Source organism: Shewanella sp. MTB7, assembly GCF_027571385.1.
Classification (GTDB): domain Bacteria; phylum Pseudomonadota; class Gammaproteobacteria; order Enterobacterales; family Shewanellaceae; genus Shewanella.
Genome location: NZ_CP085636.1, coordinates 2,251,422 through 2,262,877 on the forward strand (window position 1 = coordinate 2,251,422; position 11,456 = coordinate 2,262,877).

General features: G+C 41.4%; 9 protein-coding genes. 7 read left to right on the forward strand and 2 right to left on the reverse strand.

Annotated features, from left to right (window positions below; translation table 11 throughout):
- Position 1: 1 nt before the first annotated feature.
- From HWQ47_RS09560 to HWQ47_RS09590, 7 genes are all read left to right on the forward strand, one after another.
- On the forward strand, positions 2 to 553 hold the full coding sequence (locus tag HWQ47_RS09560; RefSeq protein ID WP_269970906.1) for a sugar transferase: 552 nt from the start codon (positions 2 to 4) through the stop codon (positions 551 to 553).
- A gap of 109 nt (positions 554 to 662) precedes the next feature.
- A complete protein-coding gene (locus HWQ47_RS09565) occupies positions 663 to 1,829 on the forward strand; it encodes a nucleotide sugar dehydrogenase (RefSeq protein ID WP_269971714.1) in 1,167 nt (388 codons plus the stop codon).
- A 267-nt stretch (positions 1,830 to 2,096) separates the two neighbouring features.
- Positions 2,097 to 3,101, forward strand: a complete 1,005-nt coding sequence (locus HWQ47_RS09570) for an NAD-dependent epimerase (protein ID WP_269970907.1) — start codon at positions 2,097 to 2,099, stop codon at positions 3,099 to 3,101.
- A 220-nt stretch (positions 3,102 to 3,321) separates the two neighbouring features.
- The gene (gene galU / locus HWQ47_RS09575; protein ID WP_269970908.1) at positions 3,322 to 4,206 is read left to right on the forward strand and encodes a UTP--glucose-1-phosphate uridylyltransferase GalU; all 885 of its coding nucleotides are present in this window, start codon (positions 3,322 to 3,324) and stop codon (positions 4,204 to 4,206) included.
- A gap of 251 nt (positions 4,207 to 4,457) precedes the next feature.
- The gene (locus HWQ47_RS09580) at positions 4,458 to 5,924 is read left to right on the forward strand and encodes a thioredoxin domain-containing protein (protein WP_269970909.1); all 1,467 of its coding nucleotides are present in this window, start codon (positions 4,458 to 4,460) and stop codon (positions 5,922 to 5,924) included.
- Complete coding sequence (locus HWQ47_RS09585) at positions 5,902 to 6,234, forward strand: hypothetical protein (RefSeq protein ID WP_269970910.1); 333 nt, start codon at positions 5,902 to 5,904, stop codon at positions 6,232 to 6,234. Before HWQ47_RS09580 ends, HWQ47_RS09585 begins: the two co-directional genes overlap by 23 nt.
- Before the next feature lie 408 nt (positions 6,235 to 6,642).
- The gene (locus HWQ47_RS09590; protein WP_269970911.1) at positions 6,643 to 8,589 is read left to right on the forward strand and encodes a polysaccharide biosynthesis protein; all 1,947 of its coding nucleotides are present in this window, start codon (positions 6,643 to 6,645) and stop codon (positions 8,587 to 8,589) included.
- Positions 8,590 to 9,450: 861 nt separating this feature from the next.
- Here the strand turns inward: HWQ47_RS09590 and rfbD are convergent.
- Positions 9,451 to 10,347 carry a dTDP-4-dehydrorhamnose reductase gene (gene rfbD, locus HWQ47_RS09595; protein WP_269970912.1) on the reverse strand — a complete coding sequence of 299 codons (897 nt, stop codon included), beginning with the start codon at positions 10,345 to 10,347 and terminating at the stop codon, positions 9,451 to 9,453.
- Between the two features lies 1 nt (position 10,348).
- Positions 10,349 to 11,437 carry a dTDP-glucose 4,6-dehydratase gene (gene rfbB, locus HWQ47_RS09600; protein WP_269970913.1) on the reverse strand — a complete coding sequence of 363 codons (1,089 nt, stop codon included), beginning with the start codon at positions 11,435 to 11,437 and terminating at the stop codon, positions 10,349 to 10,351.
- Between the last annotated feature and the right edge of the window lie 19 nt (positions 11,438 to 11,456).

Genomic DNA, 11,456 nt, shown 5'->3' on the forward strand with positions numbered 1-11,456 from the left:
CATGATTCGACTAATCGATTTTTTAGCCGCCTTCTTTGGCTTATTATTACTATGGCCAGTTTTATTAATTGTGGTCATTATTGGTATGTTTGATACCGGTTCGCCTATTTTTGTTCAAACTCGTGTAGGCCGAAATAAAAAGCCGTTTAAATTGATTAAGTTCCGCACGATGTCAGTAGAAACGAAATCAGTGGCTAGTCACTTAGCGAGTAATGCATCAATTACAAAGTTGGGTAACTTTCTACGGAGAACGAAGATTGATGAACTACCGCAACTAATTAACGTTGTTAAAGGTGAAATGAGTTTGGTTGGTCCTCGTCCAAACTTGTTTAATCAAGATGAACTAATTAAAGAGCGTGATGCATTAGGTGTTTACGATTATTTACCGGGTGTAACAGGTTTAGCACAAGTTCAAAACATTGATATGTCTACCCCGGCTTTGTTAGCCAAAATCGATAAGCAAATGATTGATAGTTTAACAGTTAAAGATTACTTCAAGTACATTATAATGACTGTCACTGGCAGTGGTTCAGGTGACGCGGTAAATAAATAGTTTTTAACGCGACTATTCAGTCACCTATTTCTCCTCGATTAAGTTTTGCTCTTTAATATCTGCTGTGGCAGTTTGGAGCGTTTTGAAATTAAAGGTTAGAAAAATAAATATGAAAATTGCTATTGCTGGTACAGGTTATGTTGGTTTATCAAACGCGATGCTACTTTCGCAACATAATGATGTTGTTGCTATAGATATTATCGAAGAAAAAGTCGATATGTTGAATAATGGTATTTCGCCAATTGTTGATGAAGAAATAACTGACTTTCTTAACAATTATACTCTTTCATTTACAGCTACATTAGACAAAGAGTTTGCGTACAAAAATGCAGAGTATGTAATTATCGCAACTCCGACAGATTACGACGTTCAAACAAACTTCTTTAACACATCGTCTATTGAAGCAGTGATTAAAGATGTAATGATGATTAATCCAAAAGCGATAATGGTTATCAAGTCAACTGTCCCAGTTGGTTACACAAGTCGAATTACTGAAGAATTGGGGTGCAGTAACTTGATCTTCTCACCCGAGTTTTTACGCGAGGGTAGGGCGCTTTATGATAACCTTTACCCTTCGCGTATTATTGTCGGTGAACAAAGTGAACGAGCTAAAACCTTTGCTAATTTACTAGTTCAAGGCGCAATTAAAGAAAATATCGATGTCTTGTTTACTGATTCTACGGAAGCTGAAGCTATTAAGTTGTTTTCTAACACTTATTTAGCGCTTCGCGTTGCCTACTTTAATGAGTTAGACACCTATGCAGAATCTCATGGCTTAGATTCACGTCAAATAATTGAAGGGGTTGGCTTAGATCCTCGTATCGGCAGTCATTACAATAACCCTTCATTTGGTTATGGTGGTTATTGCTTACCTAAGGATACTAAACAATTACGTGCAAACTACTCAGATGTACCAAATAATATCATCGGTGCAATTGTTGACTCAAATACCACGCGTAAGGATTTTATAGCTGATGCAATTTTAAAGCGTGAGCCTAAAATCGTCGGTATTTACCGCTTAATAATGAAAACTGGGTCAGACAACTTTAGGGCATCGAGTATTCAAGGGATTATGAAACGCCTGAAAGCTAAAGGAATTCAGGTAGTGGTATTTGAGCCAGTGATTGAAGATGACCACTTTTTCCACTCGGAAGTTATAAAATCACTTGAAGACTTTAAAGCTATGTCAGATGTTATTGTATCTAATCGCATGGTTGATGAAATCCGAGATGTAAGCATTAAAGTGTATACTCGCGATCTTTTTGGTTCAGATTGAATAAATAGCATAGAAGGGCGCTGTGCTTCTAGGTATTAGGGCGTTCACAAGTTCACTTCTAGGGCGGACTTCGCCCTGCTATACAATAAAAGGCTGAGATAATAAAGCAAAGACGAACGCTACCTTGTCTTTCAGGACCTAGTCCGTACAGCTTTGCTTGTATAGAATCTAGCTAGCGCGTAGCGACGCTCTAGCCGTGACAAAGTCACATCCTAGAGTCTAGTACTTTCTCGACTATATCCCATTTTTATTTTTACAGAGAATACTATGAAGTATTTAGTGACAGGTGCGGCAGGTTTTATTGGTTCAAAAGTAAGTGAGCGCTTAAGTGCTGCTGGCCATGAAGTTATTGGTATTGACAATATCAATGATTACTATGATGTTAATTTAAAATATGCACGTTTAAAACGTATTGAGCATAATAATTTTCGATTAATTAAATTGGATATAGCAGATAGAGAAGCGGTTAAACAGTTATTTGCAAATGAGTTGTTTGACCGCGTTATTCATCTGGCCGCACAAGCCGGCGTTCGATACTCGATTGAAAATCCACTAGCCTATGCTGATTCGAATTTAGTTGGACATTTGAATATTCTAGAAGGCTGTAGAAACACAAAAGTTCAACACCTTGTTTATGCCTCATCTAGTTCGGTATATGGCTTGAATGCTAAAACCCCATTTGCAACTTCAGATAGCGTTGACCACCCTGTTTCGCTGTACGCTGCAACTAAAAAGTCTAATGAGTTGATGGCGCATAGCTATTCTCACCTTTACGATATTCCAACGACAGGTCTTAGATTTTTTACTGTATATGGTAGCTGGGGTCGGCCAGATATGGCGCCGTTTATTTTTACCAAAAAGATCCTAGATGGCGAAACTATCGACATCAATAATAATGGTGACATGTGGCGTGATTTTACTCATGTAGATGATATTGTTGAAGGTGTTGTGCGTATAGCAGATGTCATCCCAAATAGAGATGTATCTTGGACTGTTGAGAGTGGTTCTCCTGCGACAAGTTCAGCTCCATATTCTGTCTATAATATAGGCCATGGCTCTCCAATTAACTTAATGGGCTTCGTGAAAGCTATTGAAGAAGAGTTGGGAATAGAAGCTAAGAAGAACTTCCGAGAGATGCAGCCCGGGGATGTTTACCAGACCTATGCTGATGTTGAGGATTTATTTGAAGCAACGGGCTATAAGCCTAAAGTTGGTGTGAAAGAGGGTGTTGCTGAGTTTGTAAAATGGTACCGAGAGTTTTATAAAAAATAGAACTATCTATTCGGATCTATCGCTTAGTGTATTGATTTCATTGTAATGTCAGTTGGTCTTTTCGTCTCAATAATGCTTTTAGACGAGATCAACTGACTCACCAAGCTTTTTCCTTCGTTTTTCTTTTAGTTTATTCCTACCTTTTTATGGCTTATTTAATATTCTTTTTCGATAGCTAAAAGTCAAAACTTACTTATTACTACACATTTTTGGACAGTTTATGAAAGTTGTTATTCCGGTTGCTGGTCTAGGTACTCGCATGTTGCCCGCAACAAAAGCAATCCCTAAAGAAATGCTGCCGTTAGTCGATAAGCCGCTTATTCAATATATCGTCGATGAGTGCGTTAAAGCAGGTGCTAAAGAGATCGTACTGGTCACTCATGCTAGTAAGAATGCTATCGAAAATCATTTTGATACCTCATATGAACTTGAGTCTACTCTTGAAAAACGTGTAAAACGTCAATTGCTTGAAGAGGTTCAAGCGATCTGTCCTAAAGACGTAACCATAATGCATGTGCGTCAGGGAGAGGCTAAAGGGCTTGGTCATGCTGTGCTTTGTGCAAAACCTTGTATTGGTAATAATCCGTTTGCCGTGGTATTGCCTGACGTTATTCTTGATGAATATACTGCAGATCAAACCAGTGAAAACTTGGCGGCTATGATAGGACGTTACAATTCGACTAAGTCTAGCCAGATCATGGTTGCTCCAGTGCCAATGGAAGATGTTAATAAATACGGTATTGCAGATTGTAATGGAGCCGATATTGCGCCTGGTGACTCATCTAAGATTAATGCCATGGTAGAGAAGCCTGCTATTCACGAGGCACCATCTAATTTAGCCGTTGTTGGTCGTTATGTATTATCAGAAAAAATTTGGGATTTGCTTGCGAAAACTCCTGCAGGTGCAGGTGATGAAATACAGTTAACGGATGCTATTGATATGTTGATTGAGTCAGATACTGTCGAAGCCTTCCATATGACAGGTAAGTCCCATGATTGTGGGGACAAGCTTGGTTATATGACCGCATTTGTCGAGTATGGACTCAGAAATGAAAAGTTTGGTAAGGAGTTTCGTCAAAACTTAAAGCAGTTAATTAAGAGCTGAGACGAACGCCGCAAGCGGCTACGGTTGACCGATGACGGAATGGCCAGCGGCCGCACGGAACGTTTCGCTCACCGTGCAAGCGGATATACGGTCCAGCCTTGTTCTATTGTAGGTCGGCATTTATGCCGTCAGGTTTGTATGGGCTATTGATGGGCTAAAGCCCAACCTACAGGGGGAACTGATAAGGGCGGCCTACGGCCTTCTAGAGTTTAGGGCGCTTCTATAAAAGCGAACGTCGCCAGCGCTTACGATTGACGGAATGGCCTGCAGCCGTACTAGCAGACACTGAGCTAAACGCTGCTTTTCAAGCCCGAAAAAATTGGCTCCTGAGCCGCAAGATTATTACGTCGAGTAACAGCGAACCTCAACATATCAATCAATTGATTCTCTCTGACTCCCCTTATCTGCTTAGTCATTCTTTACAGCCAATTGAGTGGCTTGAATGGCAGCAACATTTTGAGTCTGATTTTCAAAGTAATGGCAAATTGATTTTTATCTCTATCGGCTACTCGACCTGCCACTGGTGTCACGTTATGGCTGCAGAGAGTTTCGATGATATTGAAGTTGCTGCAATTCTAAATGCTAATTATATCAGTGTAAAAGTTGATCGTGAGCAGTGGCCCCTTGTAGATGAAAAATTTAAGTCAGCACTTGAACAACTCAAAGGGGAAGCGGGTTGGCCAATTAATGTGGTATTAACGCCTGAAGGGAAGATTGTCTGGATTGATTCCTATGTGAACAAAGATAAGTTCTCTAAGGTGATACAAGGCTTGGCTAAACGATGGCACAAAAAGCCCGGGGCAATAGAAAATTTAGCTAAGCGAATTGATAGTAAGTTGAATGTGAGTTTAGGTGCCTATGGAACAGCTCAAGAAAAAGGGTTATCTAAAAGAGCGCTCCCTAAAAAAAAGTGGCGTCAGTTACTGCCTAAATTGCACAAAGATATTTACGAGGCATTAGTCGCGGAGCAAGAGAGTAAAGGTCTGAGGTTTTTTCGAGCATATTGGTCTATTGGCTTACTGGACGAGTACATAAGAACCGGAAATGTACAGTTACTAACTACAGTTGAAACTCATCTTGAAACAATCTTGCTAAGTCCTGTTTATGACATGGTCGATGGTGGGTTCCATCGATATTCAGTGGATGGTCAGTCGCAGATCCCTCATTTTGAGAAGATGTTATATACCCAAGCCAATATGATGCGCGTGCTAGCCAAAGCTTATGCCATTACAGGTAAGAAACACTACCTTATCGCTTTAGAGCAAACATCGGACTGGGTTGAGCTCTGGCTTAAAAACGAGGTGGGTTATTCATCGGCGGTTTCAGCACTGTCTGATGGCGAGGAGGGGAGATATTACTTTATTAAAGATAATATCGAAGCTCAAAAGAGAACTAAACAGTTAGCCACTATTGAAAATTTAGCAACAGACTGGCGAGAAACAACACAGTATCAAAAGCTCCATGATTATCGTAAGGCAAAAATAAGACCTCAAATTGATGAGAAAGTGATTGTTAGCTGGAACAGCCTATATGCCATTTCGTTACTGGAAGCTTATGAAGTGACTCAGGAATCAAAATATCTCAATAGAGCCACACTATTGCTTGATTCACTTTGGATCTCAGCTAGGCCAGATAACACTCTTTTTCGTACTTTATCTCATGGTCGAGCCTCTATTCCTGCTCAAGTGGAGGATTATGCTTGGTTTGGCCTTGTTTAAGCTCTCTTTCTATCAGCCTTGGAATAATGAGTTTATAGATAATGAAGGGGTAACAACATCCGTATCTACACCTATATTCGACGCTCCAGCTCTACAAACATTAAATTCTGCACTTGAACGAGCTAATTGGCTGTTAGAGCGACTTGGAGGGCAACTAGAAGCTGAAGCACTGACAACACTTAATCAGGATGGTGAACTTCCTTCAACTTATTCAGCTAGCTTTGGCGCTATTAATGCTGGGTTTCAAATCTGTCACTCACGGCAGTACAGAAGTTGGCTGAATAAGTTAGGCACCTCCTGCTATCCATAAACGGCTGGGTTTTAACGATGAATCATTGGCTTTGTATGAAGGCAAGTTTGAGATTGAACTTATTGGATTAGTCAGACAGCAGGGGAGTCATAAAATCAATATTCGAATTCAAGCATGTTCGGATAGTCTTTGTTTGTTACCTGAGAACATTTTGTTGTTTTTATAATCAAAATCGATTGTATTAAATATATCAGCTCTTTTCTCTTGAATGGACGGGAATTGATGGGGTTGGACGGTATGCCTGATTGTCTTATGTTACTTTTTAATTTAAACGTCACTTTAAGATTAATAACGTGCCTAACTGAGGTAAATTATTAACAGAGTGTGCTAAAATCTATTCCTTTGTGTTCAATTATCACTATTTTGAGTTGTTGTAACATGTCTAGCCTTCTCATTCTGGAGCTAAAAATGGATTTTTTTCAGGTATTGTTTTCTTTAAATCGAACCAACAAACGGTTAGTCAGTGTCGGAATTGATACATTATGTCTACTGATATCATTCTGGCTGGCAATCATTGTACGTACAGATTCGATGAGTTCAATTGGTAATACAGGCTACTGGATGTTGATTGCGATGGTTTGGCCGATTAGCATACTTGCTTTTATGAAATTGGGTTTATATCGAGCGGTACTTAGGTATTTAAGCTTACAAGCATTAACCGCTATTCTGTTCGGGGTGCTTATATCGACTGTTAGCTTAGTTATTATCTCCTACTTTGCTAATTTAGGCTTGCCACGAACTGTACCTGTTATATTTGCTGCGTTTGCTTTGGTGTTAATAGGTGGTTCCAGAGGTATCATAAGGGCGGTTGTCGGTTCAGGCATGAAGCGAGAAGGCGAGCCCGTAATTATTTATGGTGCAGGCGTCAGCGGAAGACAGCTTGTAACTGCCTTAGTTCAAAGTCATGAATATTATCCTTTTGCCTTTGTAGATGATGATGTGACCACTCACGGAAGTGTGATTCAAGGCGTTTATGTTCACTCCCCTTCAATAATGCGCAAGCTTATTAAGCAAAAACAGGCAACCAAGGTGTTGCTTGCGATACCGAGTGCCTCTCGTCAACGACGAAAAGAGATATTACAGTCTCTGGAGCCTTTAGCTGTTCAAGTGTTGACGTTACCTGCTATGGCTGATCTTGTTAGCGGAAATAAGCATTATAGTGATATTAAAGAGGTTGAAATTGATGATCTCTTAGGACGTGATGCGGTTTCACCCAGAGAAGATCTGCTTAAAGACAATATTTTGGATAAAGTTGTTATGGTCACTGGAGCTGGTGGCTCTATTGGCTCAGAACTTTGTCGTCAAATATTAAAGCAAGAACCGACTAAACTTGTTCTATTTGAACTTTCTGAGTATGGCTTATATTCAATAGAGAAAGAGTTATTGGCTACGGCTAAAGAGAATGGGCTTGTTGTTGAAATTTTTCCCTTGTTAGGCTCCGTACAACGAGAAAATCGTGTTCAAGCTGTGATGGAGTCATTTCAGGTTCAAACTGTGTACCACGCAGCAGCCTATAAACATGTGCCTCTCGTTGAACATAATGTGGTCGAAGGGGTGCGTAACAATGTATTTGGTACCATGTATATGGCTCGCGCTGCTATTGCTGCAAAAGTTGAAACATTTGTGCTTATTTCGACAGATAAAGCAGTTCGCCCTACCAATGTGATGGGCACAACTAAACGTATGGCTGAGCTGTCTTTGCAGGCTCTAGCGAAAGAGAAACACTCAACGCGTTTTTGTATGGTGAGATTTGGCAATGTACTTGGGTCATCAGGTTCTGTTGTGCCCTTGTTTAGAAAACAGATAGCGTCCGGTGGGCCTGTAACGGTCACCCATCCTGAAATCACTCGATTCTTTATGACAATACCTGAAGCCTCTCAGCTGGTGATTCAGGCCGGTGCGATGGGTAAAGGCGGCGATGTGTTTGTTTTGGACATGGGTGAGTCGGTAAAAATTGTCGATTTAGCGGCTAAAATGATCCGCCTAAGTGGCTTTGAAGTGCAAGATGCAATTAACCCTGATGGTGATATCCCAATAGAGTTTACCGGTCTTCGCCCTGGAGAGAAGTTATACGAGGAACTGCTTATCGGTGATGATGTTACTGGTACAGATCATGAACGAATTATGACTGCCAATGAAGCTTATCTTTCATGGAAGGAGTTAGAAGTTATTCTTAGTAAACTGGATATGGCCTGTCACGAATTTAACCATGAACTTATTCGCGATATTTTGTTAAAAACCCCAACAGGTTTTAATCCAACCGATGGGATCTGTGATCTTGTGTGGAAAGTGAAGAATGAACAACAAAGTGTAGCAAGCGGACAAAGAGAAAAGGTTGTTTCTTTAGTTTCTTAATCATCTGTTATTCTGACTTAACGGCTTCTTTTGTAGGTCGGCATTTATGCCGTCAGGTTTGTATTATACAGAAGGGTGGGCTTCGCCCTGCTAGGGTGTGACTTCGTCACGGCGAGAGCGTCGCTATGCTCCTTCTAGAATCTATACAAGCAAATGAGGAACGCCGCCAGCGGCTACGGATGACGGAATGGCCTGCGGCCGCACGGAACGCTGCGCTTACGGTTTATAAGCTGAGAAGGGCGGGCTTCTAGGGCGCCAACAAGTTGGCTTCGAGGGCGGCCTACGGCCTTCTAGAGTCTAGGGCGCTTCGCTGCTATAAAGGCGAACGCCGCCAGCGGCTTGAATATTCGGTCAATCATTTTCTATTGTAGGTCGGTATTTATGCCGTCAGGTTTGGTATGGACGTTATGAGTTGTTGATGGGCTAAAGCCCAACCTACAGGGGAAACTGATAAGGGCGGGCTTCGCCCTGCTAGGGCGGCACAAGTGCCTACTAGAACGTGACCTTGTCACGGCTAGAGCGTCGCTTCGCGACTTCTAGAATCTATACAATCAAGTGCAAAGTACAGATAAAGATGAACGTCGCAAGCAGTTACGGATAACCGCTTATCTTAGATGCTCTTAGTTTTTCCGTAAGCGCTAGCGTTCTGTAAGTGAGGCACGAACGTTCCGTCATCTGTAGACGCCTAGTGCTTTTATAGCAGGCCAAAGGCCGTTCTCGCAGTGAGCTTGCGAACGTCCTAGCAAGGAGCCTGCGACTGCCCTCGAAGCTGACGGAGTCATCGCCCTTTTTTAAGAGCTCTCGAAGCTGACGTAGTCGGCGCTCTTTCTTGAACCGTAAGCGCCAGCGTTCCGTCATCCGTCATTTCCCCATCTTTTTCAGAACATCTGTCAGCTCTTCGCGCCAATCTTTAGCTGTTAAAATCGATTGTGAAGCGCTGGTATCTAATACGCTATATTTAGGTCGTTCGACACAACTTGGGTAATCCGAAGATGAAATAGGATCTATGGGGATTTTTCGAGATAATAATCCAAGATTGAATCCTATATTTTGAATCTCAATAGCAAAGTTATACCAGGAGGTGTAGCCCAAGTCGCTCCAGTGGTATATAGGGTTGAGTTTTTCCAAAGCGACTAGTTGCCATATAAAGTGTGCCAGTCCATTTGCATGGGTAGGGCTGCCTACTTGATCGCTAATCACACCTAAGAGTTCTTTATGAGCTATTAAGTTAAGCATGGTTTTGACAAAGTTATTGCCATAGGGGGAGTAAAGCCAAGAGGTGCGTATAACCGATGTGTTATGTGGTTGTAATTGAGTGAGTACTCGCTCACCAGCGAGTTTTGAAGCACCATATATTGAGAGCGGATTTGGGGTGTCATCAATTGTATAAGGTCGTTTGTTAGTGCCATCAAACACAAAGTCGCTAGAGATATGAATTAATCTAATATTGGCTTTTGAAGTTACGCTGGCAATATTTTCTACCGCTGTTTCATTAATAAAAAATGCTGCGGTAGCATTTGATTCAGCGCTCTCGACATTGGTATAACCTGACGCGTTAATCACAACCTCAGGCTGAAATGCTGTGATCACCTTATCTACATTAGATAGATCAAGTAGGTTAATATTGCTACGAGCAAGGGATAACAGCTCGATATTGTTAGGCACAGTATCAACCAAGGTTCGAGCTAGTTGCCCATGTTTGCCAATAATGAGCACTTTAAGGTTATCGGTAAGCTTATTCAACGTCTCTGCCATCATACTAAATGCTTGCTTTATTAAGCCCTTGTCTCTGATATTGATTGGTGTGAGGCTGTTGGTAGTAATCAAGATTATCAAGACACCAGATAAGGGTCTTTCTGAGTCCTGATTCAAATGTTTCTAGCGGTTGCCACCCAAGCTCTGTGACTATTTTACTGGCATCGATAGCGTAACGTGCATCATGTCCTGGTCTATCGGTCACGTAGGTGATTAATCTTTTGAAACCGAGATCTTCGCCTTTTCCCTGATGTGCATTAGGGTTAGTGGGGATGAGCTCTTCAAGTAACTCACAAATGGTGCTGACCACATCAAAATTACTCTTCTCATTCATTCCACCAATATTATAACTTTCCCCAATGTTACCCTCTGAAGCCACTTTATACAGGGCGCGAGCGTGATCATTGACAAACAACCAATCTCTGATCTGTTGACCATTACCATAAAGTGGCAAAGGTTGACCCGCTAAGGCATGAGAGATCATCAAAGGGATCAGTTTTTCTGGGAACTGGTAGGGACCATAATTGTTAGAACAATGGCTGAGAACAACTGGTAGCTGATAAGTCCGTCCCCATGCTCTAACCAAATGATCCGATGCTGCCTTACTGGCTGAGTAGGGGGAGCTTGGTGCATATCGTGTCTGTTCAGTAAACATCTCTGTAGCACCAAGATCGCCATACACTTCATCAGTAGAGATATGATGGAAACGAAAACCTCGGCGTTTATTATCGGTCAATTTAGGGTAATAATGACGAGCTGCTTCTAGTAAAGCATAGGTTCCGATGATATTGGTTTGGATAAACTCGCTAGGTCCATCAATTGAGCGATCCACATGACTTTCTGCGGCTAAATGCATAATCAAATCCGGCTGAAAATTGTTTAATGTTTCGCTTACCAAGTTTTGATCGCAAATATCCCCCAGTACAAAGTGATAACGCTCCGAGTTTTCTATGCTCTTTAGGGAGCTTAAGTTGCCGGCGTACGTCAACTTGTCTAAATTAATAACGACATTATCAGTCTCATTAATCAAATAACGTATTAAAGCTGAGCCGACAAAGCCAGCCCCACCGGTTACAAGTATAGTTTTACTCATTTTGTTCCTATTTAAATAA

What these genes read in the sequence shown, in the direction of transcription:
- HWQ47_RS09560 (WP_269970906.1), top strand. Translation starts at nt 2, where the DNA reads ATGATTCGACTAATCGATTTTTTAGCCGCCTTCTTTGGCTTATTATTA.
- HWQ47_RS09565 (WP_269971714.1), top strand. Translation starts at nt 663, where the DNA reads ATGAAAATTGCTATTGCTGGTACAGGTTATGTTGGTTTATCAAACGCG.
- HWQ47_RS09570 (WP_269970907.1), top strand. Translation starts at nt 2,097, where the DNA reads ATGAAGTATTTAGTGACAGGTGCGGCAGGTTTTATTGGTTCAAAAGTA.
- galU (WP_269970908.1), top strand. Translation starts at nt 3,322, where the DNA reads ATGAAAGTTGTTATTCCGGTTGCTGGTCTAGGTACTCGCATGTTGCCC.
- HWQ47_RS09585 (WP_269970910.1), top strand. Translation starts at nt 5,902, where the DNA reads ATGCTTGGTTTGGCCTTGTTTAAGCTCTCTTTCTATCAGCCTTGGAAT.
- HWQ47_RS09590 (WP_269970911.1), top strand. Translation starts at nt 6,643, where the DNA reads ATGGATTTTTTTCAGGTATTGTTTTCTTTAAATCGAACCAACAAACGG.
- rfbD (WP_269970912.1), bottom strand. Translation starts at nt 10,347, where the DNA reads ATGATGGCAGAGACGTTGAATAAGCTTACCGATAACCTTAAAGTGCTC.
- rfbB (WP_269970913.1), bottom strand. Translation starts at nt 11,437, where the DNA reads ATGAGTAAAACTATACTTGTAACCGGTGGGGCTGGCTTTGTCGGCTCA.